This window comes from Streptomyces sp. NPDC004126 (genome assembly GCF_050275515.1).
Taxonomy (GTDB): Bacteria; Actinomycetota; Actinomycetes; order Streptomycetales; family Streptomycetaceae; genus Streptomyces.
On record NZ_JBNNPF010000002.1, the window covers coordinates 43,990 to 70,201 of the forward strand.

Annotated in this window: 30 protein-coding genes and 1 pseudogene; 15 read left to right on the plus strand and 16 right to left on the minus strand. The window is 73.2% G+C overall.

From position 1 onward, the window contains the following. Positions 1–34: 34 nt before the first annotated feature. Positions 35–1,309, minus strand: a complete 1,275-nt coding sequence (locus ACQKM2_RS02700; protein WP_427705806.1) for an ATP-grasp domain-containing protein — start codon at positions 1,307–1,309, stop codon at positions 35–37. Between the two features lie 122 nt (positions 1,310–1,431). Between ACQKM2_RS02700 and ACQKM2_RS02705 the strand changes: the two genes are divergently transcribed. Beyond that, on the plus strand, positions 1,432–2,052 hold the full coding sequence (locus ACQKM2_RS02705) for a GNAT family N-acetyltransferase (protein ID WP_427705808.1): 621 nt from the start codon (positions 1,432–1,434) through the stop codon (positions 2,050–2,052). A gap of 58 nt (positions 2,053–2,110) precedes the next feature. Here the strand turns inward: ACQKM2_RS02705 and rpsR are convergent, their stop codons facing one another. From rpsR to rpmG, 4 genes are all read right to left on the minus strand, one after another. After that, entirely contained in the window at positions 2,111–2,347 is a 237-nt protein-coding gene (gene rpsR / locus ACQKM2_RS02710; RefSeq protein ID WP_427705810.1) for a 30S ribosomal protein S18, read from the minus strand. A 71-nt stretch (positions 2,348–2,418) separates the two neighbouring features. Continuing rightward, positions 2,419–3,570, minus strand: a complete 1,152-nt coding sequence (locus ACQKM2_RS02715) for a CobW family GTP-binding protein (protein WP_427705812.1) — start codon at positions 3,568–3,570, stop codon at positions 2,419–2,421. Continuing rightward, positions 3,570–3,815, minus strand: coding sequence for a type B 50S ribosomal protein L31 (locus ACQKM2_RS02720; protein WP_427705814.1), 246 nt, complete (start codon positions 3,813–3,815; stop codon positions 3,570–3,572). Before ACQKM2_RS02720 ends, ACQKM2_RS02715 begins: the two co-directional genes overlap by 1 nt. A gap of 42 nt (positions 3,816–3,857) precedes the next feature. After that, positions 3,858–4,022 (minus strand): 50S ribosomal protein L33, encoded by a 165-nt coding sequence (rpmG, locus tag ACQKM2_RS02725; RefSeq protein ID WP_427705816.1) that lies wholly within the window; start codon positions 4,020–4,022, stop codon positions 3,858–3,860. Between the two features lie 67 nt (positions 4,023–4,089). Between rpmG and rpmB the strand changes: the two genes are divergently transcribed. From rpmB to ACQKM2_RS02745, 4 genes are all read left to right on the plus strand, one after another. After that, positions 4,090–4,326: a 50S ribosomal protein L28 gene (gene rpmB, locus ACQKM2_RS02730; protein ID WP_427705818.1), complete on the plus strand. Its 237-nt coding sequence runs from the start codon at positions 4,090–4,092 to the stop codon at positions 4,324–4,326. Then, positions 4,326–4,631 (plus strand): 30S ribosomal protein S14, encoded by a 306-nt coding sequence (gene rpsN, locus ACQKM2_RS02735; protein WP_427705820.1) that lies wholly within the window; start codon positions 4,326–4,328, stop codon positions 4,629–4,631. The genes rpmB and rpsN overlap by 1 nt, the downstream gene beginning before the upstream one ends. 239 nt (positions 4,632–4,870) lie before the next feature. Beyond that, positions 4,871–5,041, plus strand: coding sequence for a 50S ribosomal protein L32 (rpmF, locus tag ACQKM2_RS02740; protein ID WP_363176294.1), 171 nt, complete (start codon positions 4,871–4,873; stop codon positions 5,039–5,041). Between the two features lie 4 nt (positions 5,042–5,045). Next, positions 5,046–6,227, plus strand: coding sequence for a GTP-binding protein (locus ACQKM2_RS02745; RefSeq protein WP_427705822.1), 1,182 nt, complete (start codon positions 5,046–5,048; stop codon positions 6,225–6,227). Positions 6,228–6,345: 118 nt separating this feature from the next. On the opposite strand, the gene ACQKM2_RS02750 is transcribed toward ACQKM2_RS02745, so the two are convergent. Together ACQKM2_RS02750 and ACQKM2_RS02755 are read right to left on the minus strand one after the other, a co-directional pair. Continuing rightward, the gene (locus ACQKM2_RS02750) at positions 6,346–7,179 is read right to left on the minus strand and encodes a TIGR03943 family putative permease subunit (RefSeq protein WP_427705824.1); all 834 of its coding nucleotides are present in this window, start codon (positions 7,177–7,179) and stop codon (positions 6,346–6,348) included. Then, positions 7,176–8,243 (minus strand): permease, encoded by a 1,068-nt coding sequence (locus ACQKM2_RS02755; protein WP_427705826.1) that lies wholly within the window; start codon positions 8,241–8,243, stop codon positions 7,176–7,178. The genes ACQKM2_RS02750 and ACQKM2_RS02755 overlap by 4 nt, the downstream gene beginning before the upstream one ends. A 385-nt stretch (positions 8,244–8,628) precedes the next feature. On the opposite strand from ACQKM2_RS02755, the gene ACQKM2_RS02760 reads away from it, so the two are divergent. Further along, a complete protein-coding gene (locus ACQKM2_RS02760; protein ID WP_427705828.1) occupies positions 8,629–8,865 on the plus strand; it encodes a hypothetical protein in 237 nt (78 codons plus the stop codon). A gap of 120 nt (positions 8,866–8,985) precedes the next feature. Here ACQKM2_RS02760 and ACQKM2_RS02765 read toward each other — a convergent pair whose 3' ends face one another. From ACQKM2_RS02765 to ACQKM2_RS02775, 3 genes are all read right to left on the minus strand, one after another. Further along, positions 8,986–9,891 carry an ABC transporter substrate-binding protein gene (locus tag ACQKM2_RS02765; protein WP_427705830.1) on the minus strand — a complete coding sequence of 302 codons (906 nt, stop codon included), beginning with the start codon at positions 9,889–9,891 and terminating at the stop codon, positions 8,986–8,988. 230 nt (positions 9,892–10,121) lie between these two features. Continuing rightward, positions 10,122–10,589: an NUDIX hydrolase gene (locus ACQKM2_RS02770; RefSeq protein WP_427705832.1), complete on the minus strand. Its 468-nt coding sequence runs from the start codon at positions 10,587–10,589 to the stop codon at positions 10,122–10,124. Positions 10,590–10,692: 103 nt separating this feature from the next. Further along, entirely contained in the window at positions 10,693–11,658 is a 966-nt protein-coding gene (locus ACQKM2_RS02775; protein ID WP_427705834.1) for a pirin family protein, read from the minus strand. A 124-nt stretch (positions 11,659–11,782) separates the two neighbouring features. On the opposite strand from ACQKM2_RS02775, the gene ACQKM2_RS02780 reads away from it, so the two are divergent. The 6 genes from ACQKM2_RS02780 to ACQKM2_RS02805 all read left to right on the plus strand — a co-directional run bounded on the left by ACQKM2_RS02780 (position 11,783) and on the right by ACQKM2_RS02805 (position 16,076). Beyond that, the gene (locus tag ACQKM2_RS02780; RefSeq protein WP_427706281.1) at positions 11,783–12,976 is read left to right on the plus strand and encodes a methyltransferase; all 1,194 of its coding nucleotides are present in this window, start codon (positions 11,783–11,785) and stop codon (positions 12,974–12,976) included. Between the two features lie 40 nt (positions 12,977–13,016). Next, positions 13,017–13,796, plus strand: a complete 780-nt coding sequence (locus ACQKM2_RS02785) for a MerR family transcriptional regulator (RefSeq protein WP_427705836.1) — start codon at positions 13,017–13,019, stop codon at positions 13,794–13,796. 106 nt (positions 13,797–13,902) lie between these two features. Then, complete coding sequence (locus tag ACQKM2_RS02790; RefSeq protein WP_427705838.1) at positions 13,903–14,571, plus strand: DUF6230 family protein; 669 nt, start codon at positions 13,903–13,905, stop codon at positions 14,569–14,571. Beyond that, on the plus strand, positions 14,562–14,999 hold the full coding sequence (locus ACQKM2_RS02795) for a DUF6114 domain-containing protein (protein ID WP_362464853.1): 438 nt from the start codon (positions 14,562–14,564) through the stop codon (positions 14,997–14,999). The genes ACQKM2_RS02790 and ACQKM2_RS02795 overlap by 10 nt, the downstream gene beginning before the upstream one ends. Next, positions 14,996–15,646 carry a hypothetical protein gene (locus ACQKM2_RS02800; protein WP_427705841.1) on the plus strand — a complete coding sequence of 217 codons (651 nt, stop codon included), beginning with the start codon at positions 14,996–14,998 and terminating at the stop codon, positions 15,644–15,646. The genes ACQKM2_RS02795 and ACQKM2_RS02800 overlap by 4 nt, the downstream gene beginning before the upstream one ends. 94 nt (positions 15,647–15,740) lie before the next feature. After that, the gene (locus ACQKM2_RS02805) at positions 15,741–16,076 is read left to right on the plus strand and encodes a DUF2087 domain-containing protein (RefSeq protein WP_427705843.1); all 336 of its coding nucleotides are present in this window, start codon (positions 15,741–15,743) and stop codon (positions 16,074–16,076) included. On the opposite strand, the gene ACQKM2_RS02810 is transcribed toward ACQKM2_RS02805, so the two are convergent. Beyond that, positions 16,049–16,813: a metallophosphoesterase gene (locus ACQKM2_RS02810; RefSeq protein ID WP_427705845.1), complete on the minus strand. Its 765-nt coding sequence runs from the start codon at positions 16,811–16,813 to the stop codon at positions 16,049–16,051. The genes ACQKM2_RS02805 and ACQKM2_RS02810 overlap by 28 nt on opposite strands. 232 nt (positions 16,814–17,045) lie before the next feature. On the opposite strand from ACQKM2_RS02810, the pseudogene ACQKM2_RS02815 reads away from it, so the two are divergent. Then, a pseudogene (locus tag ACQKM2_RS02815) lies at positions 17,046–17,678 on the plus strand (phosphoribosyltransferase); the annotation flags it as partial. A gap of 26 nt (positions 17,679–17,704) precedes the next feature. Here the strand turns inward: ACQKM2_RS02815 and ACQKM2_RS02820 are convergent. The 5 genes from ACQKM2_RS02820 to ACQKM2_RS02840 form a co-directional block, all read right to left on the minus strand. Beyond that, on the minus strand, positions 17,705–19,141 hold the full coding sequence (locus ACQKM2_RS02820) for a dihydrolipoyl dehydrogenase family protein (RefSeq protein WP_427705847.1): 1,437 nt from the start codon (positions 19,139–19,141) through the stop codon (positions 17,705–17,707). A gap of 43 nt (positions 19,142–19,184) precedes the next feature. Then, a complete protein-coding gene (locus ACQKM2_RS02825; RefSeq protein ID WP_427705849.1) occupies positions 19,185–19,577 on the minus strand; it encodes a thioredoxin family protein in 393 nt (130 codons plus the stop codon). Positions 19,578–19,658: 81 nt separating this feature from the next. After that, positions 19,659–21,098, minus strand: coding sequence for an aldehyde dehydrogenase family protein (locus tag ACQKM2_RS02830; RefSeq protein WP_427705851.1), 1,440 nt, complete (start codon positions 21,096–21,098; stop codon positions 19,659–19,661). Between the two features lie 160 nt (positions 21,099–21,258). After that, a complete protein-coding gene (locus ACQKM2_RS02835) occupies positions 21,259–22,458 on the minus strand; it encodes a thiolase family protein (protein WP_427705853.1) in 1,200 nt (399 codons plus the stop codon). 500 nt (positions 22,459–22,958) lie between these two features. Then, a complete protein-coding gene (locus ACQKM2_RS02840) occupies positions 22,959–24,017 on the minus strand; it encodes a LacI family DNA-binding transcriptional regulator (protein ID WP_427705855.1) in 1,059 nt (352 codons plus the stop codon). A gap of 211 nt (positions 24,018–24,228) precedes the next feature. On the opposite strand from ACQKM2_RS02840, the gene ACQKM2_RS02845 reads away from it, so the two are divergent. Next, a complete protein-coding gene (locus ACQKM2_RS02845) occupies positions 24,229–25,473 on the plus strand; it encodes an MFS transporter (protein ID WP_427705857.1) in 1,245 nt (414 codons plus the stop codon). A 42-nt stretch (positions 25,474–25,515) separates the two neighbouring features. Continuing rightward, positions 25,516–26,211: an alpha/beta fold hydrolase gene (locus ACQKM2_RS02850; protein WP_427705859.1), complete on the plus strand. Its 696-nt coding sequence runs from the start codon at positions 25,516–25,518 to the stop codon at positions 26,209–26,211. Position 26,212 lies beyond the last annotated feature (1 nt).

Here is a 26,212-nt window from a genome sequence, read left to right on the forward strand (position 1 = left end):
GGGATCGTTTCAGGTGTGTGCAGGGTCGGCAGCGTCACGCGAGCACCACCGGGGAGGGTTCGTAACGGGGACGCAGGCCGGCGAGCAGCCGCTCGGCGGCCACGCGGGCACCGCAGCCCTCGGTGTCTGCGGTCATCACATGGCCGAGGTACTCGTTGTTGCTGGTGGCCGCCCGCACGGTGCGGCCGGGTTCGGCGAGGGTCAGCTCCAGCACCTCCGGCCGGGCTCGTACGGCCTCCGCCCCCTCGATGCCGGCGAGAACGCCGTCGGTATCGGGCAACAGGAAGGAGATGGCGGCGCTGCGCACGCCGGTCGGTCGCGGAGCGAGGTCGGGCACGCGCCCGAGGGCCACGTCCACGCAAGCGGTGGCGAGATCGACGCCCGTGACGTGGCGGACCAGTTCGGTGATGCGGTTGCCGGCCGGGCGGGGGTTGACCTCGACGACCCGGGGGCCTTCGGGCGTCAGTTTGATCTCGGTGTGGCAGACCACCTGGTCCAGACCCAGCGCCTTGACCGCCCGCAGCGCGGTCTCGGCGGCCTCCGCCGCCAGGACCTCCTCGATGCCGGCCGGGAACATGTGGCCTGTCTCGATGAAGGCGGGTGCACCGCCGATGCTCTTGTCGGTGACCCCCACGACGTGCGTGGCACCGCCGAAGGAGACGGTCTCGACGCTGACTTCGGGGCCGTGCAGCAGCTCTTCGAGCAGGATGACCGGGGCACGGTCCTGACCGCGCGCGTTGACGGGGAACTCGGCCAGCGCCTGGCAGGCGAGCTCCAGCTCGCCCTCGTCGCGCACAGAGCGGACCAGCATCCCCGCACACAGGTCCACCGGCTTCACGACGAGTGGGTACCCGATCTCACGAGCGGCGACCGCTGCCTCCGCGGCCCCTTCGCAGAGCGCGAATCGCGGTCCGGGGACGCCGGCTTCAGCGAGCGCACGGCGCGTCAGGTCCTTGCGGCAAGCCGCCTCGACGGCCTCCGGGGACGGCCCTGGCAGGCCGAGCCGCCGGGCGGTGTGCGCGACGGCCGGCAGGTAGTAGTCGCACGAGGAGACCACCCCGTCGAAGCCGAGCACTGCGTGCAGGCCCTCGATCCGCTCCAGGAGGGCGGCCGTGTCGTTGGTGTCCGCCGTGAGGACGTTGCGCGCCGTGAGCAGCGGGTGCGGCCCCTCGCCCGCAGGGGCCGGGCGCAGGTAGTGGTGCAGGTCGCGGGTGACGAAGGTGAACTCGTGCCCGTCTTCGCGGATGGCCCTGGGCAGCAGCCTGCTCATCGACCCCACCCAGCTTTCGATCACCAGCAGATGTCCCACCGGACTTCCTCCCAGACTGCCGTCGGCTCTGTGCGACGCAGACGTTATAGGAAATCGTTTTCATTTCCAATACGACGGTTTTCCGATAGCCTGCGGCCCCGGAGCATGAGAGGCGGAGCGCGATGAAAGAGCTGACGCGAGATCAGAGGGTCGGGCCGTACACGGTGCGGCACGCGGGGAGCGAGGACCTGCCCGGCGCCCGGAGCGTCATGCTGGACACCTTCTACCGGGAGTTCGGCTACGGATACGTGCCGGACTGGCACCCCGACGTCGTCGACCTCGAGGGCACGTACGTGCGGCAGCCGCGCCACACCCTGGTCGTGGCCGTGCGCGATGACGGGGAGGTGGTGGGCACCACGGCGCTCCATTCGCGCGGCCCCGCCCACCCGCCGCACCCGCGAAGCCTCGTCGAGCGCTACCCCTCGGGGCGGACCGCGCAGCTGCTGCGCGTGTACGTACGTCCTGAGCACCGGAGACACGGATTGGCCCGCGTCATGGTGCGGACCGCCTGCGCGTTCGCCGCGGCCGTGCCGGGCTACGAGCGCATCTACCTGCACACCAACGTGGACATCCCCGGGGCGGAGGGCTTCTGGCGCAGCATGGCCACCGAAGTGTTCGACGCCCGCTCCACCGGTGAGCACGGCGGATTCGGCACCGTCCACTTCGAGATGCCGCTCCTCTCAGCGGAAACCGGCTCCGCGCCGCGGACGGGACACGGCCTCGAAACGGCCGCGGTCATGTGACCCGTCGCCGGCAGGTGCGGGGGGGGTGACCAGGCGGGCGGAGTTGCCCACGACGGCGTCAGCGGCCGGCGTACGGCAGCAGCGCCATCTCACGCGCGTTCTTGATGGCGGTGGCGAGGGCCCGCTGCTGCTGGGCCGTCACCCGGGTGACGCGTCGGCTCCGGATCTTTCCGCGGTCGGAGATGAACTTCCGCAGCAGGTCGGTGTCCTTGTAGTCGATGTAGGTGATCTCGGCCGCGTCGAGCGGGTTGGGCCGGGACTTCACGGGCTTGCCGGGGTGGGGGCGTCGGGCCATGGGACGGCTTCTCCTTGCAGGAATGGTTCGGTTACGGCCCCGTTCGGGCCGCGATCAGGCGTGTGCGGGTGTCAGGCGGCGTCGAGGAGGGAGTCGAAGGCGGCGGGCAGGTGCTTCCAGGCTTCGCGCCCCGCTTCGTACTCCGCGTCCGTCAGCAGGCAGGAGTCGAGGAGTTGTTCCAGCCCGTCCCGGTCCAGGCCGGGGGAGGTGAAGACGAGGTGCTGGCAGCAGTCGCCGTGGTCCGGGTGCCAGTCGAGCGCGGCTGCCGCCCGGCGCATGGGCGGGACCATGTCCCAGGCCGCGTCGGGCAGGGACGCCAGCCACGGCCCGGCGCTCTCCACGCAGAGCGCCCCGCCGGCCGCGTCCCAGGCGAGCAGTGTGTCGGGGCGGTCGGCGAGCCAGAAACGGCCGCGGCTGCGGGCGGCGGCGCAGCACAGGTCTTCGAGTGCCCGGTAGAGGCGTTCGGGATGGAACGGCCGTCTGCGGCGCCAGACGAACGTGGTGACGCCGGCCTCGTCGGCTTCCTGGGGCAGGAGCGCGCACGCGGGGTGCTGGGCGGCCGCCGCGGCCTCGATGTCGAAGCCGGCGAATGCCGCCCGGGCGAGTTCGGTGGAGCCGGCCGGCACCCGACGCGCGGTGGGGTGCAGCTGCGCGAGCAGGGCGCGGTCCTCGTCGTCGGCCCCGTCGCTTTCGACGACGGCGAGTACGGGCGCGTACTCCAGCTGACGGGCCCAGGTGTCGCCGACGGTCCGCTGGTCGGTGGGGGCTGCGGCGAGACCGGCCTCGGCGAGGTCGTCGCCGTTGGCGAGGTAGGGCAGGACGAGCGCGGGGTCCACGGCGGTGATCACGCCCGTCAGGGCCAGGCGGTCGCCGCCGTGCCCGGCGATGACCTCCGCCATGGCCTTCGGTTCGACCGAGTCCCACAGCTCGACCACCGCGAGACGGGTCAGGCCGCCGTCCGCCATCCGCTCGAGTTCCGGGACCAGGTCCTCGCGCAGCGCGCAGCACGCGCAGTCGTTGACCAAGGGTGTCTCACCGCTGGAGACGCTGCCGTCGGCATCGCGGATCAGGCGGAGCACGGTGCCGTCGGATGCGGCCGCCAGGTCGTGGTGCAGCGCCACACTGCCCGGAACGGTCCCCAGGAGCCGCTCGACGACCTCCTTCCGCGCGTCTGCGTGGAGGCCGGCGACGATCACGACGGGGAGCTGGTGGTCGCGGGCCATCAGCCGGCTCCGTAGCGGCGCTGGAACTTCTCGACGCGGCCGGCGGTGTCGAGGACGCGGGCGGTCCCCGTGTAGAAGGGGTGGCTCGCGGAGGAGATCTCCACGTCCACGACGGGGTAGGTGTTGCCGTCCTCCCAGTCGACGGTCTTGTCACTGGTCATCGTGGAGCGGGTGAGGAACGCGGTGCCGGAGGCGGAGTCGCGGAAGACGACGGGCGCGTAGGCAGGGTGGATTCCGGGCTTCATGGCATGGGCCTTTCGACGGGTGGGGGCGCGACGTTCGGGTGATCAGCGCTCTTCGCGGAAATCGACGTGCCTGCGCACGACGGGGTCGTACTTGCGCAGCATCAGCCGGTCGGGGTCGTTGCGGCGGTTCTTGCGGGTGACGTAGGTGAACCCGGTGCCCGCGGTGGAGCGGAGCTTGATGACGGGGCGGATCTCGTTGCGTGCCATGACGCTACTATATGGCAATGGTTTCCATTACCAACAAGGGGACCCGTCCAGAGAAGGAGCAGGACCCATGTCTGCCCACTGCCAACTGACCGGCGCCAAGCCCGGCTTCGGCAACAACATCTCCCACTCGCACCGGCGCACCTCGCGCCGCTTCGACCCGAACATCCAGCGCAAGCGCTACTGGCTGGCGAGCGAGGGGCGGCACGTCCGCCTGACGCTGAGCGCCAGGGCGATCAAGACGGTGGACGCGATCGGCGTCGAGGCCGCCGTGGCCCGGATCCGCGCGCGGGGAGGGAGGGCCTGATGGCGAAGAAGAGCAAGATCGCGCAGAACGAGAAGCGCAAGGAGATCGTCGCCCGGTACGCCGCCCGGCGGGCCGAACTCAAGGAAGTCATCCGCCGCCCGTCCGCCACCGCGGCCGAACGGGAGGCCGCCCTCACGGAGCTGCGCCGGCAACCGCGCAACGCCAGCGCCACCCGAGTACGCAACCGCGACAGCGCGGACGGGCGCCCGCGCGGCTACCTGCGCAAGTTCGGGCTCTCGCGCGTGCGGGCCCGGCAGCAGGCGCACGCGGGCTTCCTGCCGGGAGTGGTGAAGTCGTCCTGGTAGGCGACACCCGGACCGAGCTCCACCCATCCACCACCCCGCGAGCAGTTGTTGAAGTTAATTGCCATTAAGGGTCAGGGGGGCGCTCCGTGCGCGTGCGGCACCTCAACAGGCAAGCGAGGGAGGCTCCGAGAGGGCCGCACGCGTACACCTCCGAAGGGCCGACGGCGCCCCAGAATTGATAATGGGACCCATTTTCATATAGCCTTTCCGAGTCAGCCCCACGACCGAGGAGTCCCACCATGGCCGTCCCCAAGCGGAAGATGTCCCGCAGCAACACCCGCCACCGCCGCGCCCAGTGGAAGGCGACCACGCCCCAGCTGGTGCCGATCACCGTCGACGGCTCTGTCCACCAGGTCCCCCAGCGGCTGGTGAAGGCGTACGAACGCGGCCTCATCCGCCCCGAAGGCTGATCGCGTGGCTTCGTACGACCGCCTGCCGGTGACGGTGCTCTCCGGATTCCTCGGTGCGGGCAAGACCACCCTGCTCAACCACGTGCTCAGCAACCGCGAGGGCCTGCGGGTCGCGGTGATCGTCAACGACATGAGCGAGGTCAACATCGACGCCGCGCTCGTACGCGGTGGCGAGGCTGCGCTCTCCCGCACCGAGGAGCGGCTGGTCGAGATGACCAACGGGTGCATCTGCTGCACCCTGCGCGACGACCTGCTGGAGGAGGTCGACCGGCTCGCACGCGAAGGCCGCTTCGACTACCTGCTCATCGAGTCCAGCGGCATCTCCGAGCCGATGCCGGTCGCCGCGACCTTCTCCTTCCCCCGGGACGACGGCGCCACCCTCGGCGACCTGGCCCGCCTCGACACCATGGTCACCGTCGTCGACGCGTCGAACTTCCTGCGGGAACTCGCCGGCGGGGACGAACTCGTGGAGCGCGGCCTCGACCAGTACGAGGACGACGAGCGGACCGTCAGCGATCTCCTCATGGACCAGGTGGAGTTCGCGGACGTCATCGTCCTCAACAAGCTGGACCTGGTCGGGCCGGGCGACGCCGCGCGACTGCGCGCCACCCTCTCCCGACTCAATCCCGGGGCCCGGATCGTGCCCGCCGTACGCGGCCACGTGGCGCTCGAACAGGTACTGGGCACCGGACTGTTCGACGTGGAACGGGCCCAGCAGGCCCCGGGCTGGGTCAAGGAGCTCAACGGGGACCACGTCCCGGAGACCGAGGAGTACGGCATCTCCTCACTCGTGTTCCGCGCAGACGCGGCCTTCCACCCCGGCAGGCTCTGGACCTTCGTCACCAAGGGCCTCGACAGCGGCACCTTCGGGCGCGTCCTGCGCTCCAAGGGCTTCTTCTGGCTCGCCGGCCGTCCCGAGGTGACCGGCCTCTGGTCCCAGGCCGGCGCGGTCGCCCGGTTCGAGCCCTCGGGGGCCCGCGGCCCGGACACCACCCAGGGCCAGGAACTGGTCTTCATCGGCACCGGCCTGCGCACCGAGGCGCTTCGGGCCGCACTCGAAGCGTGCCTGCTCAGCCCGGGCGAACCGGTGCCGGCCGAGGACGAGTTCCCGGAGTGGGAGACGTACGGCATCGACGACGCCTGCGAGCACGAGCACGCCGCCGTACCTGCGACGGCGGCAGCCTGAGACTCCGGGCCGGGCGGTGGTCGCAGCCACGGCACCGCCCGGCCCGGCCCCTCCTGGAACGGCCGGCATCCGCCGGGCCGCGGCGGACGAGGAGGCGCGGCAGGCCCCGGTCGAAGACTCAGCCGTCCGCGGGCGGCGCGTCGTGGTAGGGGTTGCGCGGTTGCCCGACGGGCTTCAGGACACCGACCTCCAGGGCCGGGACGGGGTCCTCGACGGGGACGTGCCCGGCCCGCCAGACGCCCGTGACCTCCACCCAGGTGTCGTTGCCGGGTGCCTTCACGCCGCGCATCTCCACGTGCAGGGTCCGGGCGTCGGCCGCGCAGCAGCTGAGCTTCAGGCGGTTGAGGTACCAGGTGTCCGGGCTCTTGCCGGCGGAGACGAACCCCAGCAGCCGGACCTCGCGGCCGTCCAGGGTCTTCGGCGCGTGCACGGAGCGTCCGATGAACTCCTCCAGGGCCATGGGTGTGACCGGCGCGTCCGCCAGTTCCGCGTAGGCGCTCTGCTCGACGCCGGACGCGGCCCCGTCCCGCGAGGCCGTGTACGAGCCGAGCGCCGGCGGGGCGAGGAACATCAGGGTGAGGGCGGGTGCGGCCAGGAGCCAGGCGACGTGCGCGGCACCCCCGTGGCCATGCCCGTGGCCATGCCCGTGGCCGTCCTCGTGTCCGTCCTCGTGTCCGTCCTCGTATCCGTCGTGCCCTTCCGTGTCGTCGTCCGGCAGCTCCCGCAGGCGCCGCACCAGCTCGACCGCGAGCCCCGCGAAGCCCAGGGCGGCCAGCAGGAATCCGGACGCGACGAGGTACGGCCGCAGCCCTTCCTTCACGTACCGGAGGTACACGTCGCTGCGCAGGGTGGTGTGCAGCAGGCCCGAGCCGGTCAGGACCAGCAGGAAGGGCGAACCGAGTCCGCTCATCAGGCCCGGCCGTGCCGTGCGGGCGGGGGGTCGTGCGTTCACAGCAGTACGCCTCCCACGAGTACGCAGCACAGGATCGCCACGACGAACGTGCCGGCGCAGAACCGCACCGCGAACGCCCGTCCGAACGCCCCCGACTGCAGGGCGATCAGCTTCATGTCGACCATGGGGCCCACCACCATGAAGGCGAGGCGGGCGGTGGGCGAGAAGCCGGCGAACGAGGACGCGACGAACGCGTCCGCCTCCGAGCACACCGACAGGAGCACCGCGAGCAGCGCCGCCACGAGGACGCCCAGCCATGGAGCACCGGAGAAGGTCTCCAGGACGGACGGCGGTACGAGGACGTCGAAGGTCGCCGCGGCCATGGCGCCGACCACCAGGAAGCCGCCCGCCTGCAGGAAGTCGTGCTGCAGCCCGCGCCGGAAGACCTCCGGCCGGCCCGCTCCGGGCGCGTGCTCCGCAGGCCCCTTCGGGAGCCGCAGCCACTCGTCGCGTCCCCACCGGATCCACAGCCAGCCCATGGCGACTGCGGTGACGAGCGAGGCCCCGAACCGCGCGGCCACCATCTCGGGCTTGCCGGGGAACGCGATCGCCGTCGAGACGAGCACCACCGGGTTGACGGCGGGCGCGGCGAGCAGGAACGTCAGGGCCGCCGCAGGAGCCACACCCCGCCGCATCAGGCTGCCCGCGACCGGCACCGAGGCACACTCGCACCCGGGCAGCACCACTCCGGCGGCACCGGCCATCGGAACGGCGAGGACGGGGTTGCGGGGCAGGATCCTGGAGAAGACCCGGGCGGGCACGAACGCGCCGATGGCCGCCGAGACGACGGTGCCGAGAACGAGGAACGGCACGCCCTGCATGACGATGGCCACCAGCAGCGTGCGCCACGCCTCGAACGCCGCAAGCCCGAAACGCCGCTCCAGCCACGGTCCGGCGAGCACCGCGACCACCGCGGCCCCGATCAGGGCCGGGCCGACCGCGCCGGTCGCCGCCCGGCGCCGTCGCCCCGAGCCGTCCCCGTCGCCGTGCGGGTCACAAGCAGGTGGTGGTGCCGTCGCCGCACTCGCCGAGCCCTCGACCACGCCGCGCCCCTCGCTCTTCATCCTCCGGCGCGCGGCAGAACGCGCCCAGCCCGACCGGAGGCGGCCCGGCACGAGCGGACACAGACTAGCTCACGACAATCATATTCATCTACCGTTCGACGGCTTGAGCAGGACGGGCACGGGTCGAGGTCGGGGGCGGCCGGGCCTCACTGTGGGTTGTTACGGTGGGGGCCGGTCAGGGACGGCTAAGGGGTGGGGCTCCATGGGTTCGCAAGACGGTAGTGACCGTGCGGGTTTCGGGTGCCTGGCGTGCTGCGCCGAGGACGCTGCGGTGGCACGGGCGCACCACCGCAGCCGCGACGGGGTTCGGCTCGAGAGGATGATTCGGGACGACTCGCATTTCATCGTCTCTGTTCAGCGGTGCGGCCTGTGCTCGCAGGCCTTCGTGAGCGTGTTCACCGAGTACGTCGACGGGGTCGCCTCGCAGGACGCGCAGTACCGCACCGTGCTGCCGATCACGGACGCCGAGGCGGACGACCTGGTGGCGGGGCGGTTGAGCCCGCACCGGGTAGGGGCCCTGGGACACGGCCGCCGCCATCTGCAGAGCGACTGGCCGAGCGATGCCGAGGAGCCGTCCGTGTACTGGGACAGCGGCGTCTTCGAAGTCCGCGAGGGGCACTGACCCGGACGGCGCGCTGCGGGCCCGTCGGTTGTGCATGCCGCTGCCGCCCCGCCGACGGGCGGGGAGTTGGCGGCCGGAGAAAGCACGGCCACGTTCGTCATGCGAGCGGCCGGACAAGTCCTAGTAGGCGCCGGCGACCTCGGCGGCGGCGTTGCCCGCGTCGAAGAACTTGTCGGTGACCTTCACCCACGATGCGACCCGATCGCCGGCCGCGTACCGCTTCAGCGTCTCGAAAGCGATGGGACCGAAGCGGGGGTTGCATTCGACGGCTGCGGCCAGCTTGCCCTTGCTGATCGCGTCGACAGCCTCCTTGCCGCCGTCGACAGACAGGACGAGGACGTCCCTGCCGGGGATCTTGCCGACGGATTCGAGAGCGGCGATGGCCCCGAAGGCCATCTCGTCGTTGTGGGCGTAGATCAGCTGGGCGCCCGGGTGTGCCTTGAGGAGCGCTTCGGCCACCTGGCAGCCCTTGTCGCGCGAGAAGTCTCCCGACTGGGAGGCCACGATCTCGAAGCCGCCGGCGGCCTTGACGGCGTCGTCGAAGCCCTTCTTGCGGTCCGCCGCCGGCGAGGAGCCCGTGGTCCCCTCGATCTGGATGATCTTCTTCTTGTCCTTCGCGTTCTTCGCCAGCCACTCGCCCACGCGTCGGCCCTGCATGACGAAGTCGGAGCCGATGAAGGTCACATAGTCGACCCCGGGCTTGGCCAGGGCCGAGTCCACGCTCCGGTCGAGGAGCACCACCGGGATGCCGGCGTCCTTGGCAGCCCTGACGGCCGGGATCAGCGGCTTCTCCTCGCGCGGCGACAGGAAGATCAGGTCGACGCCCTGCGCGATCAAGGAGTTCATGTCGGAGACCTGCTTCGCCGCCGAACTCTGCGCATCGGTGTAGACGAGCTGGTAGCCGAGCTTCGCGGCCTCTGCCCTCATGCTCTCGGTCTGCGCGATGCGCCACGGGTTGTTGGCCTCGACCTGCGCGAAGCCGACCTTGTATGTGTCCTTCTCGGCCAGTGGGGGCAGGTCGCTCATCGGTTCCTTCTTTCCCTCGGCGTTCGGAACGTCAAGGAAAGAATGGGACATGATCGACTCCTGCGGGACCGAGGTCGCCGTAGTCGGCGTGGTGTGCGAAAGACTCGCCGACGATCACGCGCGGGCCGGACGGCCAAGTCGAGACGCCCGCTTCTGCTCAGGATCGGCCGGACAAGTCCCAGACCGCCGGCCGAGCGGGTTCCTCGGCGTGGGAGCCGGGGAAACCGCGGCTACGACTGCCCCGGTCGCAGACCCCGGCCCGCTCTCGGGGGCCCAGCCCGAAGGCTGCCGGCGCTGATGGCGCCCCGCAGGACGTTCGCGATCTCTTCGGGCTTGAGGTCGATGCCGTCGAGCCCTTCCACGGTCAGCGGGATCTGCTCCAGCGCGTATTCGCCGCGGCCCTCGGCCCTGAACTCGGGACCGGTGCGGTCCTCGAAGGACCAGGTCGCGATGCGGGCGAGGTAGAAGAGCTGGCGCTCGTCGTCGGACTCCATGGTGTGCAGGAGCCGGACGATGTCTGCCTTCCCCGCGATCTCCTCGTGGATCTCCCGGTGGAGGGCGGCCTCCCGGGACTCGTCGCCGGGGTCGACGCCGCCGCCGGGGAGCACCCAGTACTCGGGGACGTCGGGCTTGGTGCGGCGGATGACCAGCATCGTGTCGTCAGCGGTGACGAGAACGGCGCGGACGCGTTCCTTCATTTCGGCCTCTCTCCTTCCCTGGCTCTCGGCACGCTTGATCAGCACGGGCAAGAGGTCCTGCCCGGTCAATCGGGAAGCCGGAATGACCCTGGGGATGCGCAGGTCAGCGCACCCGTCCACGCGCCTTCAGGTGCGTCGGCGGGAGCTCCGGGGCCGGAATCGGGGGGCCGTCGTAGCCCTTTACCTCGCCGAAGCGGGTCCCGTTCATCCAGTCCTCGCGGGCCTGGGCGATCTCCTCGTGGGAGCGGCCGATCCAGTTCCAGAACATCACGATCTCCTCCTCGAACGGCTCCCCTCCCAGCAGCATCAGGCCCGCGTCCGAGGCGGCGCGGAGCGGGAGTTCGGTGCGGCCGCAGCCCAGGTAGAGCATCGAGCCGGGGAGGACCGGGACGCCGTCCACGTGGGCCTCGCCCGACATGGAGAGGACCGCGTACTCGAAGTCCGGGTTCAGGGGGAGGCGGGTCTCGGTGCCGGCGGCCAGGGCGAGGTCCGCGCCGACGATGGGGGTGTACGCGGTGCCCGGGGAGGTCGCCGTGTCCAGGGTGCCCAGGATGACCGTCGCATCCAGGCCGGGGGCCGTCACCCGGGGCAGGTCGGCGTGGTGCTGGAAGTGCGGGGCGACGTCGCGGTGGGCGTCGGGGAGGGCCACCCACAGCTGGGCGCCGTGCAGGAACCGGGCGTGCGGGCGGGGGCTCTCCTCGGAGTGGCTGATGCCCCGGCCGGAGGTCATCAGGCCCAGCTCGCGCGGGCGGATCGTGGCGAGGCTGCCCGTGCTGTCGCGGTGCAGCACCTCGCCGTCGTGCAGCCAGCTCACGGTCTGGAGGCCGGCGTGCGGGTGCGGGGCGACCTGCATGCCGGGTTCGTCGGCGATGTCGTCCGGGCCGTAGTGGTCGACGAAGCACCAGGCGCCCACCATGCGGCGGCCCAGGTTCGGCAGGAGACGGCGGACCTCGGTGGATTCCCCCAGCTTGACCGTGCGCGGGCTGAGGAGCTCGCGCACCGGCTCGGCCACGACGAAGCCGCGGCCGCCGCAGGCGGAGAGAGCGGGCTGGCGATCGAGATTGCTCATGCGCACAACTTAGTGGCGCGGCGGGGGGCCGGCACCGCTCCTTCGCGTGGAATGTCGGGGCGCGGGTGCGGCCGGGCACGGGTCCGGGGCCGCCTCGGCTAGCCTGGGTGCCAATATGAACCGCCTGACCACGCCTTTCGGCTCCTACGAACTCACCCGCTTCCCCGCCGACCCCCGCGACCGGCTCCGCGCCTGGGACGCCGCCGACGAGTATCTGCTGCACCACCTCGACGCGGGTACCGGCGAGCGCGGCCCGGTCGACCTGGCCGGTGCCGGGCAGATCACGGTCGTCGGCGACCGCTGGGGGGCGCTGACCACGGCCCTGGCCGCGTACCGTCCCGCCCAGATCACCGACTCCTCGCTGGCCCGCGCCGCGACCGAGGCGAACCTGGACCGGGCCGGGATCGGCACCTCCAAGTCCACGGTGACCCTGCTGACCACGCGGGACGCGCCGCCCGCACGGATCGACGTACTCCTCGTCCGGGTCCCCAAGAGCCTGGCGCTGCTGGAGGACCAGCTGCACCGGCTGGCCCCGCACGTGCACGAGGGCACGGTGGTGGTGGGCACCGGCATGGTCAAGGAGATCCACACCTCGACGCTGAACCTCTTCGAGAAGGTCCTCGGGCCGACCCGCACCTCTCTGGCGGAGAAGAAGGCCCGGCTGATCTTCTGCACCCCCGACCCGGCGCTGCTCGGCGCCGCCGGTCCCTCGCCGTGGCCGGTGACGTACACGGTCGACGAGGACGGCGGGTCGGGGGCCGGGCTGGCCACGGTCAACCACGCCGGGATCTTCTGCGCGGACCGCCTGGACGTCGGCACCCGCTTCTTCCTCCAGAGCATCCCGACCAACACCGACGGCGCCCGGGTCGTGGACCTGGGCTGCGGGAACGGCGTCGTCGGCACGGCCGTGCAGGTGGCGGACCCGGACGCCGAGGTGGTCTTCACCGACGAGTCGTACCAGGCGGTCGCCTCGGCGCGGGCGACGTACGAGGCCAACGTCCGGCCGGGCCGGCGGACGGCGGAGTTCCTCGTCGGCGACGGGGTGGCCATGCTGGCGCCCTCCTCGGTGGACCTCGTCCTCAACAACCCGCCGTTCCACTCCCACCAGGCGACGACCGACGCGACGGCGCTGCGCATGTTCGCGCAGTCCCGCAAGGCGCTGCGGACGGGCGGGGAGCTGTGGGTGGTCGCCAACCGGCACATGGGCTACCACACGCACCTCAAGCGGCTCTTCGGCAACTGTGAAGTCGCCGCGAGCGAGCCGAAGTTCGTGGTGCTGCGGGCGGTCAAGCGCGAGTCGCGGCCCCGCCCCATGTGACCTGCCGGTACACCCGCCGGTAGGTCCTACACTCGGCCGCGTGAGCACCGAGGCGCAGACGGACGGTACGGAGGACATGGCGGAGGCCGCCGGCGAGGAGCGGCGCTACCGCCGGGAGGACGTGGCCCGCGCGGCCGGGGTCAAGGTGCGCAACCTGCGCTACTACCAGGAGCGCGGGCTGCTGCCCCCGCCGCGCCGCGAGGGCCGGATCGCCTGGTACTCCGACGACCACCTGACCCGGCTGCGCCTGATCAGCGACCTGCTGGGGCGCGGGTACACGGTCAACGGCATCGGCGAGCTGCTGGCCGCCTGGGAGCGCGGCGGCGGGTTGTCGCAACTCCTGGGCCTGGAGCGGGAGATGACCCGGGACTGGGTGCAGGAGGAGCCGGTGACGATGACCCGGGCCGAGCTGCGCGAGCTGTTCGGCCCGGGGGCGACGGCCGAACACACCCGGCGGGCGGCCGAGCTGGGCTACGTACGCCTGGACGGGGAGCGGGTCACGTATCCGAGCCGGCGGCTGCTGGAGGCGACGGTGGCGCTGGTGCGGCAGGGGGTGCCGCTCGGGGACATCCTGGACGCGGGGGACTTCGTACAGGTCCAGGCGGCGGCGCTGGCGGACCGGTTCGTGGGCCTGTTCCGGCGGCATGTGATCGGCGCGGAGGGGCTGGGGCGACTTTCGGCCAGTCAGCTGGATCATGTCCGCGAGGCGGTGGCGGCGCTGCGGCCGGTGGCCGGCGAGGTGGTGGCCACGGAGTTCGCCCGGGCGATGGGCCGGCGGGTGGAGGCGGAGGTCGCCGAACTGCTGCGTACGGAGCAGTAGGAGTCGGCCTAAAGGGTGCTCTCGCACAACCTTGCCAACCACCATTGGCACTCTTACATTCAACTCGTCGGTAACAAAGGTGCACAGCCGAGATAAGGAACATCTCATGGCAGACTCACCGAACTTATCCGAATCCGGGCCCGGCTCCGGTGCCGAGCCGCCCGGCGAAGAGCTCGTCAGAGACGGCGGCCGGGTCCGCTGGCGCAGGTTCGTCCTCCTGACCGCCCCCGCCGTCGCCGTCACCGCCGGTCTCGGCATCGCCCTCGCCCAGGGTGCGCTCGCCGCCTCCTTCGCGGTGTCGGGGCAGCAGTTCAAGGTGTCGGCGAAGAGCCTGGAGGGCGAGGGCTTCGCCCAGTACGGCAGCGTCGACGTCAACGCCCGCCAGGAGCTGATCCCGGTGGCGGTCACCGCCATCAGGGAGGCCAAGCTGCACGACCTCTGCCAGTCGGTGGTCACCAGCCTCCCCGTCATCGGGGACATCTCGCTCAACCTGACGGCCGGCGGGAAGACCCCCGTCGAGGCCTCCAACCTGTTCGTGGACGCCACCCAGCTCGCCGGCGACGCCGAGTTCACGAACATCGAGATCGGGCGCGACGCCTCCACCCTCGACAAGGGTCCGGCGGAGGCCCAGGGCATGCAGGACCTGTTCGCCCAGCAGGCGGACAAGGTCAGCATCAGCAGTCTCCAGCAGACGGCGTGGGCGACCAACGCCGGCACCTTCAAGCTCTCCGGGCTGAGCATGAGCATCAGCAAGGGCAAGAAGGAATGCTTCTGAGCCGCTGGCGGCGGTGGCGGCGCGGCAGGCCCTTCTGGGGCGGGCTCTTCGCCGTCCTGGCCGGGGCGTGGATCAGCGTGCTGCCGCTGGCCCCGCTGAAGATCATGCTCCAGCAGGGGGTGGCGGGCATCCCGTCCGTCCTGATGGGCGTCGTCATGATCGTCCTCGGTCTCACCGGCTGGTTCTCCCCCGCACAGCGCACCCTCGCCGGGATCCTCACCACGCTCGTCGCCACCGCCGCGCTGGTCATGTCGAACCTCGGCGGGTTCCTGATCGGCACCCTGCTCGGCATCCTGGGCGGCGGGCTGATGTTCGCCTGGCAGCCGTACGCCGCCCCGCGCGCCGGGGGCTCCGCCGCCCCCGCCCGGCCCTCCCCCGCCGGGAACTCCCCCACTCCGCACCCCGATCCCCAAGGAGCACAGCCATGAGCCGTACGCGCACCGCGTTCGCCCTCGGCCTGGCCGCCGCGGCCGCACTCACGGCGGCCTCCGCCACCGCCACCGCCGCGCCGTTACCGGCGGCCGGGTCGACCACCGTCACCCCGGCCGGGCACGCCTTCAAGGCCGCCCTCAGCGGGAAGGCCACCCTCAAGGCCGGTTCGGTCACGGTGACCTGCACGGTCTCCGTCTCCACCGGCTCGGTGCCGGCCGCCCCCGGCAACCAGAACCCGGCGGGTCCCGTCTCCTCGCCCATCTCCCCGCCGACCTACAGCTCCTGTACGACCAGCATGCCGGGCGTCAGCGCGACGGTGACCACCAGCGGGTCCTGGGCGGTGTCCATGCAGAACGGCTCCCCGATCACGGCGACCATGACGGTTCCGGCCGGCGGGCTCGTGGTGCAGACCTCGGGCCTGGCCTCCTGCACCGTCACCGCCGCGCCCGGCGGGGCCGCCAGCGCCCCGGGCAGCTGGACGAACGGCGCCCCGTCGGCCCTGACCTTCACCAACGCGACCGTCCCCGTGACCGTCACCGGCGGCTTCGGCTGCCCGACGAGCGCGACCACGTCCACCTTCAACGCCGTCTACAAGGTCACCGACACCACCGACCCGTCCCAGCAGATCACCGTCACCTCCTGACGGCTCCCGCTCCGCGTCCCCCGCTCCCCGGGCCGTCCCGGGGAGCGGGGAAAACGCGTTGCACGGCCCGAAGGGTGCGGGTGAAGCTCTGGGCATGTCACAGAGCTCCCATACCCACAGCACCAGCACCAGCACCAGCACCGCTCGACACAGCACCGACCGGCGGGAGCCGCGCGGGGTAGCCGACCTCTTCTCCGGCGGGCGTCTCGTCGCCATCCCGCGCAAGGCCGCCCGGCGCGAACAGCTGCTGGAGCACCTGAGCGAGACCCTGTTCGCCGCGGACCGGGAGTACTCGGAGCCCGAGGTGAACGACGCGCTGCGGACCGTGCACGAGGACTGCTCCGCCCTGCGCCGCTACCTGATCACCTCGGGCCTGCTCACCCGGACCCGCGACGGCAGCAGCTACCGCCGGGCGACGACCACCCGGTAGTGCGTCGTCAGCCGCCCGTCCCCGCCCAGCACGTGGAAGGCGACGGCCGGCGGCTCGTCCAGGTGGACGTGGTGGCCGGGGTCCGTCTGCTCCTCCCACGGCAGCCTCAGGGTGGACACCACCCCGGGCGCCACCAGCAGCGGGCGGCCCGCGAAGGTGCTCGCCGCCGCCGTGTGGGCGTGCCCGCACAGGAAGGCGCGCAGGTGGGGGTGGCGCAGGGCCAGCGCCTCCAGGCGCTCCTCGCCGAACTGCCGGATGTCGTCCACGTACGGGGTGTGCAGCTCGACCGGCGGGTGGTGGAAGGCGACGAGGACGGGCACCTCCCGCGGGGTCCCGGTCAGGACGCCGTCCAGCCACTCCAGGGTGGAGTCCTCCAGGTACCCGTGGTGCTCCCCCGGGACGGAGGAGTCGCACACCGCCAGGACGAAGCCCTCGCCCCGCAGCACCTGGTCGACCGGGGCGGCGGAGGGCTCCTCCTCGCCCAGCAGGCCCCGCCGGAAGGCGAGGCGCTCGTCGTGGTTGCCGGGGCAGATCACCAGCGGGTGCCGCGAGGTCAGCAGCTTGCGGGCCTCCTCGTACTCGCCGGGGGTCCCGTTGTCGGTGATGTCCCCGCTGACCAGGACCGCGGCGAGGTCGTACGGGAGGCCGTCCAGGTAGTCCAGCACGGCGCGGGTGCGCTCGGCGGCCCGGGGGCCGCCGTCGAGGTGGACGTCACTGAGGTGGGCTATCACGATCACGGGCGGTGGCTCCTTCGTCGCCGGTCCGGACCCGGCGCGGAAGGTGACGACCGGTCACCGTGCCGCCGGGCGGGCTGGGTTCAACCGCGTTCAACCTATCCGACGTGATCATCGGCGGGTGGGCACCCGTACGCCCCCCGTACGCCCCGCCGGCCCCCGGTCCGGCTCCGGTTGCGGACGGCCCCGGGATGGGGTTCGTTCGAAGGGGACGCCCGGAACGGGGTGAGCCGCTGTGATCTTCACCGACCGTGCGGACGCGGGACGGCGTCTCGCGGACGCGCTGCGCCACCTGCGGGGCGAGGACCCCGTCGTCCTGGGGCTGCCGCGGGGCGGAGTGCCCGTGGCCTTCGAGGTGGCGCGGGCGCTGGGCGCCGACCTCGACGTGATCGTCGTCCGCAAACTCGGCGTGCCGCACCACCGCGAGCTGGCCTTCGGCGCCATCGGCGAGGGCGGGGTACGGGTCGTCAACGAGGACGTCGCCCGCCACAGCCGCGCCTCGGAGCGGGAACTGGCCGAGGTCGAGCGCGAGGAGGAGGCCGAGCTGGAGCGGCGGGCGCACCGGTTCCGCGAGGGCCGGGCGCGGGTGCCGCTCGACGGCCGGACCGCGGTCGTGGTCGACGACGGGATCGCCACGGGCGCCACGGCGGCGGCCGCCTGCGAGATCGCGCGCGCCGCGGGTGCGGCGCGGGTGGTGCTGGCCGTTCCGGTCGCCCCGCCGGAGGCCGTGGTGCGGCTGCGCGGGGCGGCGGACGAGGTGGTGTGCCTGTCGGCGCCGCCCGCGTTCCGCGCGGTCGGCGAGTGGTACCGGGACTTCTCCCAGACCCCCGACGAGGAGGTCGTGGCCGTGCTCGCCGCGGCCGCGGCCAGGCGCGGGAACGGGAGCACCGGGGGTCAGCCCCGGTAGGCCTCCAGGAGGCGCAGCCAGACCTCGCTGATGGTGGGGAAGGCGGGGACCGCGTGCCACAGCCGGTCGATCGGCACCTCCCCCGCCACGGCCACGGTCGCCGCGTGCAGCAGCTCGGCGGCGCCCGGGCCGACGAAGGTGGCGCCCAGCAGCACCTGCCGGTCGAGGTCCACGACCATGCGGGCCCGGCCCCGGTAGCCGTCGGCGTACAGGCCCGCGCCGGACACCTTGCCGAGGTCGACGTCGACGGCGCGGACCCGGTGGCCCGCCCGTTCCGCCTCGGCGAGGGTGGGGCCGACCGCCGCCGCCTCCGGCTCGGTGAAGACGGCCTGCGGCAGGGCCCCGGTGTCGGCGGTCGCCGCGTGCGCGCCCCAGCGGCCGGTGTCCGGGGCCGGGGCGCCCGGCCCGGCGGCCCGGGCGACGATGGCGGCCCCGGCGATCCGGGCCTGGTACTTCCCCTGGTGGGTCAGGAGCGCCCGGTGGTTGACGTCCCCGACGGCGTAGAGCCACTCGTGGCCGGCGACCCGGCAGCTCTCGTCGACCCCGATCCAGTCCCCGGGCGCCAGCCCCACCGTGTCCAGCCCGATGTCCTCGGTACGGGGCGCCCGGCCGGTCGCCATCAGGAGCTCGTCGCCCTCCAGCAGCTCGCCGCCCTCCAGGACCACCGTGACGGGGCCGGCCGGGCCGTCCCGTACGACCGCCTCCACCGCCACCCCGGTACGGACCACCGCGCCGGCCCCGGTCAGGGCTTCGGCGACCAGTTCCCCGGCGAAGGGCTCCATCCGGGGCAGCAGCCCCGAGCCGCGCACCAGCACCGTGACCCGCGAGCCGAGGGCCTGCCAGGCGGTGGCCATCTCGGCGGCCACCACCGAACCGCCGACGATCAGCAGCCGGCCGGGCACCTCCCGGGCGGAGGTGGCCTCGCGGCTGGTCCACGCCCCGGCGCCGGCCAGGCCCGGCAGGTCCGGGAGCACGGCCCGGCTGCCGGTGGCGACGACGACCGCGTGCCGGGCCGAGAGCACGTGGTGCACGCCCTCCGGGCTGGTCACGGCCACCTTGCGGATGCCGTAGAGGCGGCCGTGGCCCCGGTAGAGGTGGGCTCCGACGGAGTCGAGCCAGTCGGCCTGGCCGTCGTCCTTCCAGTGGCCCGTCCAGTAGTCGCGGTGCGCGAAGACGGCCTCGGTGTCGAGCGGCCCCCGGACGGCGTCCGCGAGCCCCGGCACGCGGCGGGCGTCCGCACGGGCGAGGGCCGGGCGCAGCAGGGCCTTGCTGGGGATGCAGGCCCAGTACGAGCACTCCCCGCCGACGAGCTCGCTCTCCACCAGGGCCGTGCTCAGCCCGGCGGCGCGGGTCCGGTCGACGATGTTCTCGCCGGCCGGCCCCCCGCCGAGCACCACGACGTCGTACTCCACGGCTTCGGTCATGCGGTCCAGTGTCCCCGCAGCGGCCGGGCCGCGTCCGGCAAGCTCAGGCCCCCGGCGTGCCGGAGGCGCTGCCCTCGGCCTGGTCGGCGGCGATCTTCGCCCGGACCTCGTCCATGTCGAGCGCGCGGGCCTGCCCGATCAGGTCCGTGAGGGCGGCCTCCGGCAGCGCTCCGGGCTGCGCGAAGATGGCGACCTGGTCACGGACGATCATCAGCGTGGGGATCGAGGTGATCTGGAAGGCCGCGGCCAGCTCCTGCTGGGCCTCGGTGTCCACCTTGGCGAAGACCAGGTCGGGATTGGCCTCCGCGGCCTTCTCGTAGACCGGCGCGAACTGGAGGCAGGGGCGGCACCAGCCGGCCCAGAAGTCGATCAGCACGAACGGGTTCTCGCTGACCGTCTCGTCGAAGTTCTCCTTGGTGAGCTCGACAGTAGCCACGGTTTCCAGACCTCCTGTATTGCGGGTGTCCTGAAGGAACGACCGGCCGCCCCGCCGCATTCCGCGACCGCGCGGGAACCGCTAGAAGGGGTGGCCGGGTGCCGTCGTGCGGGCCGTGGTCCAGCGCAGTTCGGTGAAGGCGTCGAGGTTGGCCTCCCCGCCGAACCGGGCGCCCGTGCCGGAGGCGCCGACACCGCCGAAGGGGGCCACCGCCTCGTCGTTCACCGTCTGGTCGTTGACGTGCGCGATCCCGGTCGGGATGCGGCCCGCCAGCTCCAGGCCGTGCCCCGCGTCGGCGGTGACGATGCCCAGGGAGAGCCCGTACGGGCCCGCCGAGGCCAGCTCCACCGCCTCGTCCTCGGTCGCGAAGGAGCGTACGGGCGCCACCGGGCCGAAGACCTCCTCCGCGTAGGCGGGGGTGTCGTCGGCCACGCCGGCGAGCACCGTCGGCCGGTAGAAGAGCCCCTGGTGGGTGCCGCCCGCGACGAGCTTGGCGCCCTGCTCGACGCTGGCCTCCACCAGGCCGTGGACCCGCTCCAGCTGCGTCCGGTCGAGCAGCGGGCCCAGGTGGACGCGCTCGCGGAAGGGGTCGCCGACGGCGAGGGCCTCGGCGCGGGCGGCGAGCCGCTCCACGTACTCGTCGTAGAGGGAGGTGTGCACGAGGTGGCGCCCGGCGGTCATGCAGATCTGGCCCTGGTGGAAGAAGGAGCCCCAGGAGGCCTGCGCGACGGCAGCCTCGACGTCGGCGTCGGCGAGCACGATCAGCGCCGAGTTGCCGCCCAACTCCAGGTGCGCGCGCTTGAGGTGACGGCCCGCCAGCTCCCCGACGGCCCGGCCGGCCGCGGTGGACCCGGTGAACGAGACCACGCGCACCAGCGGGTCCTTGACCACGGCGGCGCCCGTGTCGGCCCCGCCCGGCAGCACGTGCAGCAGCCCGGCCGGCAGTCCGGCCGCCGCGAACACGGCGGCCAGGGAGAGCCCGCCACCGACGGCGGTCCGGCGGTCGGGCTTGAGCAGGACCGCGTTGCCGAGGGCGAGGGCGGGGGCGACGGAGCGGATGGAGAGGATCAGCGGGGCGTTGAACGGCGCCACCACCCCGACCACCCCGGCCGGGACCCGGCGGGTGAAGGAGAGCCGGGGCGCCTCGCTCTGCAGCACCTGCCCGGCCGGGCGGGAGGCGAGCGCCGCGGCCTCGTAGCACTCCTGGGCGGCGACGTGCAGTTCGAAGTCGGCCTTGCCGGGTATGGAGCCCGACTCCCGGACCAGCCACTCGCGCAGCTCGTCCGCGTGGGCCGCGAACAGGTCCCCGGCACGGCGCAGTACGGCCGCCCGCTCCAGGTGGGTGGCGCGCGCCCAGTCGAGCTGCGCGGCCCGGGCCCGTACGGCCGCCTCGGCGACGTCGGCGGGGGCGGCGAGGTCGACCGTGGCGAGGGTACGGCCGGTGGCGGGTTCGACGACCGGGGCGGTACCGCCGGTGAGCGTGGGTCCGTCCTGCCAGAGGGTCGGATCGAGCAGCGGCATGGCGCGGGGCCTCCGGGTGGGGGTGGGCGGGCGTTCGGGGGGCGGCAGCAGGCGCCATCGTGCCAGACCGGGGGCGTCATCTCTGTTCAGTTATTGGGCAGTTGGCGGAACCCCGTGACCGGAAACGATCGACGGGGTCCCGTGGGGCGGTGTGCGGCCGTTACCGCTCCAGCACCAGGGCGATGCCCTGGCCGACACCGATGCACAGCGCCGCCATGCCGGTGCCGGAACCGGCCGCCGCCAGCTGGTGCGCCACCGAGCCGGCCAGCCGGGCACCGGAGGCGCCGAGCGGGTGGCCGATGGCGATGGCACCGCCGCGCGGGTTCACCACCGCGGGGTCCAGCTCCGGCCAGGCCGCGAGACAGCCCAGCGCCTGCGCGGCGAAGGCCTCGTTCAGCTCGAAGGCCGTCAGGTCGGAGAGGGACCGGCCCGCCTTGCCGAGTGCCCGCTCCACGGCGTCGACCGGGCCGAGGCCGAACAGCTGCGGCTCGATACCGGTGACGGCGGAGGCGCTGATCCGGGCGAGCGGCTCCCGGCCCGTCGCGGCCAGCCCCTCCTCGTCGGTGAGCAGCAGCGCGGCGGCGCCGTCGTTGAGGGGGGAGGCGTTGGCGGCCGTGACGGTACCCGAACCGTCCGTCCGGAACGCCGGCTTGAGGCGGGCCAGCGCCTCGGGGGTGGAACCCTCGCGGATGCACTCGTCGCGGGCCAGGTCCGCTCCCGGGAACGGCACGACCTCGCCGTCGTACAGCCCGTCCGCCCAGGCGGCCGCGGCCTTGCGGTGGCTCTCCAGGGCGAAGGCGTCCTGCGCCTCGCGGGTGATGCCGTGCTTCTCGGCGACGAGTTCGGCACCCTCGCCGAGGGAGACCGTCCACTCGGCGGGCATCCGGGGGTTGGTCATGCGCCAGCCGAGGGTGGTGGACCACATCTGCTGGTGCCCGGCGGGGAAGGCGCGCTCGGGCTTCTGCACCACCCAGGGGGCGCGGGACATCGACTCGACGCCGCCGGCGATGGCGACGGAGGCGTCGCCGAGCGCGATCGCGCGGGCCGCCTGGACGACGGCTTCGAGCCCCGAACCGCAGAGCCGGTTGACGGTCACGCCGGGGACGGTGACCGGCAGCCCGGCGAGCAGCACCGCCATGCGGGCGACGTCGCGGTTGTCCTCGCCGGCGCCGTTGGCGTCGCCGAAGACGACGTCGTCGATGCGGGCGGGGTCGAGGTCGGGCGTCCGGTCCACGAGCGCGCGCACGACGTGCGCGGCGAGGTCGTCGGGGCGGGCCCCGGCGAGGGCTCCGCCGAACTTGCCGATCGGGGTGCGGACGGCGTCGACGACGTAGACGTCGCGGACGGTGCGGATGCTCATGGCAGCTCTCCTGGGCGGCTCCGTACGGTCGGCGGCGGCCCGGCTGCCGGCGTCGACACCGGAACCACCCCCGGGCACGCCCGGTGGGGCGCGCCCGCAGTCTCCGCCGAGGCGTCGGGATGTGTCAACGGTGACCCTGGGCGGGCGGTGGCGTGGGGCCGGGGTCGGCGATGTTCAGCCTCGCCTGGGGGCACCTCCCAGCGGTGGCTGGGGGAGGAACGGTGGAAGTGGGGGTCCCCCCGGACGGAGTCTGGGGGAGGGCAGGGGACCTCGCCCCGCGCAGCGGCCCGCCGACCCGCAGACGCCTCACCGGCCCCGGCCACCCGAACCGGCCCCGCCCCGGCCCCGACGGACGGAGTCCGGCGCAGCGGCGCGAAGCCTGTGAGGCCGCCGGCGGCCGAGCGGCGCGCGGACGTGGCGTGGCCCGCCGGCGGCCGATTGGTGCGCACCGCGCGTGGACCGGGCATGGCCCGCCAGGGCCTGGTGGGGCGGGCGGTGTGTCAGGGCGCGGTGGAGTCGCGGGGGATCGCGGTCGCCGCCATCAGGTCGTGCCGCTGCGTGATCTCCGAAGGATCCCGCACCGCCGCGTCCACCAGCCCCGCCAACCGCTCCCCCGTCGGCATCTCGATCCGCACCGTGCTCAGCCTCGGCCGCAGCAGCCGCCCGATGAGCAGGTCGTCCGCGCCGATCACCGCCGCGTCCCCGGGGATCCGCACCCCCGCGTCCTGCAGGGCCCGCATCAGCAGCATCGCGTACTCGTCGTTGTACGCGAACACCCCGTCCAGCCCCAGTTCCCCCCACCGCGCGGCCAGCGCCGCCGCCGACTCCTCCGTGTAGGCCATCGGCAGTGCCCGTACGACCTCCGCGCCCGCCACCGATTCGGCGCCCGCCAGCCTCGGTGCGGAGAACAGTTCCAGGCCGTCCTCCCGCGGCACGACCACCCCGATCCGGCGGCGGCCGCGTTCCACCAGGTGCGCGGCGGCGCGGGCGCCCACCTCCGCCTGGTCCATCACGAGGGCGTGCGCGCCCGGGACCGTGTCGGGGCCCATCGTGATGACCGCGCGCGCTCCGGCCCGTTTGAGGGTGGCGACGTTCTGCGGGGACAGGGCGGTCTCCCCGAGGGAGATCACCGCCACGGGCCGCAGTTCGGCCCAGGCGCGGGCGGCCTCGTCGCCGGTGAGGCCGAGGCTGCCGTACTGGACCACGGTGTAGTCCCGGCGGCGCAGGGCCCATTGGAGTTCGCTCAGGAAGTTGCTGTAGAGCGGCCCGGCCGGCACGTGCGAGGTGGGCAGCAGCACGATGCGGGTGTGCCCGGCGCGCAGGCTGCGGGCGGCGGCGTGCGGTACGTAGCCCAGTTCCTCGGCGGCCTCGCGCACCCGGCGCCGCGTCGGCTCGCTGATGCGTACGGCTTCCGCGTTGTTCAGGACGTACGAGACCGTCGCGCGCGAGACGCCCGCCAGGCGGGCGACGTCGGCGCTGGTCGGCACGGGTGCCGCCGCGGGCGGGGCGGGCGGGGCGGACGGGGTGCGCCGGCCCGGCGGGTTCGGTGAGTCAGACATGGCCCGGGCATCTTTCCAGACCGATTGCGCACGGGGGCTAGCGGTTGGCCGGAAACGGATGCTAGACAGTGCTTACACGTTTCAGTGACACGTGTAACCCACTCTTCGCCGGCCCCCTCCCAGACGTGCCGCCGCCCCCTCGCACCCCGTCGCACCCCGCCACCCGCGACGGGGCGGCGCGCACCCCTCCACCCCTGCCCAGGAGGGCACCATGGCTCTTTCCTCCCACGGCACCGGCACCGCCGCCGCCACCTCCGACAGACCCTCCCCCGGCCGCGGGCTGCTGCCGCTGCTGCTGCTCGGCAACACCGCGATGTACGCGCTCTACATCGGCGTCGCCGGCATCCTGCTCGCGCTCCAGGTGGAGCGCGTGGACCCCGCCGACAAGGTCGCCAACTTCGGCCTGATCGCGGGGGTTTCCGCGGTCTTCGCGACCGTGTTCAACCCCGTCGCGGGTGCCCTGTCCGACCGCACCGGACGGCGCAACCCGTGGATCCTCGGCGGCGGGCTCGCGGCGGTGCCGGCGATGCTGCTGCTGGGCCTGGCCGACACGATCCTGCTGATCACCATCGCCTGGTGCCTCGGCCAGGCCGTGATGAACGTCTACCAGGCCGCCATCACCTCCGTCGTCCCCGACCGGGTGCCGGTGAGCGCCCGCGGCAAGGCCTCGGCGGCGGTCGGACTCGGCCTGCCCTTCGGGTCGGTGCTGGGTGCGCTGGCCGGGGCGGCGTTCTCGGACGACTTCCGTACCGGTTACCTCGTTTTCGGCGCGATCGTGGCGGGCACGGCGGTCGTGTTCACCGCCTGCACCCGTGAGCAGCGGCTCCCGGCGCGTGCCCCGCTGCCCCTGCGGGCCCAGCTCGCCGCCTTCACCGGGGCCCTGCGCGACCACGACTTCCGCTGGGCGTTCATCGGGCGGGCGCTGCTCGTGCTCGGCTACTTCGCGGTGAGCGGGTACCAGCTGTACATCCTCCAGGACCACACCGTGCTGCCCGACGGGATGGAACCGGAGGCGGCGGTGGCCCTGCTGATGCCGCTGACCAGCGTCGCGATGGTCTTCTCCACGGTGGCGGGCGGCTGGCTGTCGGACCGGCTGGACCGGCGCAAGCTGTTCGTGGGGGCCTCGGCGCTGCTGTCGGCGGTCGCGCTCGTCATCCCGGCCGTGTCGGCGAGCTGGACGGCGATGCTGGCCTTCTCCGTGGTCAACGGGCTGGCGTTCGGCAGCTACATGGCCGTGGACACGGCGCTGGTGACGATGGTCCTGCCGACGGCCGAGGACGCGGCGCGCGACATGGGCGTGCTCAACATCGCGAACGCCGGTCCGCAGATCGTCGCCCCGTTCGTCGCCTCCGTCGTCGTCTCGGTGAGCGGCGGCTACACCGCGCTGTTCGTCGTCGCCGCCGTGCTGGCGGTGGCGGGGGCGCTGGCGGTACGCCCGATCCGCGGCGTCCGCTGACCCGTCGTGTGGGACGAAGGTCCCGGAAGGAGCGTCACCACCGTGCGACTGCACACCCGTACCTGGGGCGAGGGCGACCGCCTGGCCCTGCTGATCCACGGCATCATGGCCGACCACCGCACCTGGCGCCGGGTCGGGCCCGCCCTCGCCGGGCTCGGCTACCGCGTGATCGCGGTGGACCTGCGCGGCCACGGCGCCAGCGGGCGGGGCGATTACGGCCCCGGGCTGTTCGCCGCCGACCTCGTCGAGACGCTGCCGGCCGGCGCGGAGCTGGCCCTCGGCCACTCGCTGGGCGGCCTGGCCCTCTCCCTGGCCGTGGACCGGCTGCGGCCGGCCCGTGCCGTGTACTCGGACCCGGCCTGGCACCTGGCTCCGCCGGAGCCGGGCTTCGGCCCGGAGGCCCTCGCCGGCTTCAAGGCGGCGGACCGGGAGCGGATCCGGGCGATGAACCCGCGCTGGGAGGAGGCGGACGTGGACGTCGAGCGGGAGACCCTGGCCCTGTGGGACGAGGCCACCGCACTGGGCCTCGTACCGCTCCTCGGCCGGGACCTCCTCCCGGCGGCCCCGCTGGTCCCCTCCCTCGTCCAGCTCGCCGACCCGAGCTCCGTCGTCCTGCCGGAGCACTCCGCGCTGCTGGAGGCCCGCGGCTTCGAGGTCCGCACGGTCCCCGGCGCCGGCCACACCATCCACCGCGACGACTTCGAGGGCTTCATGGCCTCGCTGGAGGGCTGGGTCTGAC